Consider the following 1,175-nt stretch of genomic DNA (forward strand, 5'->3'; position numbering starts at 1 on the left):
CGTTCGACCGCAAGCGCGACGCCCATCCCGCCGCCGATGCACAGCGACGCCAGCCCGCGCTTCGCATCGCGCTTGACCATCTCGTGCAGCAGCGTCACCAGGATCCGGCAGCCCGACGCGCCGATCGGGTGACCGATCGCGATCGCACCGCCGTTCACGTTCACCTTCGACGTGTCCCAGCCCATCTGCTTGTGCACCGCCAGTGCCTGCGCCGCGAAGGCCTCGTTGATTTCCATCAGGTCCAGGTCGCCCGGCGTCCAGCCCGCTCGCTCCAGGCAGCGGCGCGATGCCGGCACCGGACCCATGCCCATCACGCTCGGATCCACGCCCGCGTTCGCGTATGCCTTGATCCGCGCGAGCGGCGTCAGGCCGAGCGCCGCCGCCTTCTGCGCCGACATCACCAGCACCGCCGCCGCGCCGTCGTTCAGCCCCGACGCGTTCGCCGCCGTCACCGAGCCGTCCTTCGAGAACGCCGGCTTCAGCCCCGCCAGCGATTCCGCCGTCACGCCGTGACGCACGAACTCGTCGGTCGCGAACTGCAGCGGCTCGCCCTTGCGCTGCGGAATCGACACCGGCACGATCTCGGCGTCGAAGCGGCCGGCCTTCTGCGCGGCCTCCGCCTTGTTCTGCGACAGCGCCGCGAACGCGTCCTGCTCCTCGCGCGTGATCCCGTATTCCTTCGCGACGTTCTCCGCCGTGATGCCCATGTGGTACTGGTTGTACACGTCCCACAGGCCGTCGACGATCATCGTGTCGACCAGCTTCGCGTCGCCCATCCGGAACCCGTCGCGCGAGCCCGGCAGCACGTGCGGCGCCGCACTCATGTTTTCCTGGCCGCCCGCGATCACGATGTCCGCATCGCCCGCCGCGATCGCGTTCGCCGCCAGCATCACCGCCTTCAGGCCCGAGCCGCACACCTTGTTGATCGTCATGCCCGGCACCGCGTTCGGCAGGCCGGCCTTGATCAGCGACTGGCGCGCCGGGTTCTGCCCCGAGCCCGCCGCCAGCACCTGGCCCATGATCACTTCGCTCACCTGCTCGGGCTTCACGCCCGAACGCTCCAGCACCGCGCGAATCACCGTTGCGCCCAACTCCGGTGCCGCGATCTTCGCGAGCGAGCCGCCGAATTTGCCGACCGCGGTCCGCGCGGCCGATACGATCACTACGTCCGTCAT

Annotated in this window: 1 protein-coding gene; it reads right to left on the minus strand. The window is 69.8% G+C overall.

The genetic code is table 11. The annotated features are described in order from the left end of the window. Nucleotides 1-1,175 (minus strand): acetyl-CoA C-acetyltransferase (locus WS49_RS21525; protein ID WP_059533126.1); only part of this gene is annotated, 1,175 nt, incomplete at both ends.

It is taken from the genome of Burkholderia sp. RF7-non_BP4 (assembly GCF_001521935.1).
GTDB classification, from domain to species: domain Bacteria; phylum Pseudomonadota; class Gammaproteobacteria; order Burkholderiales; family Burkholderiaceae; genus Burkholderia; species Burkholderia diffusa.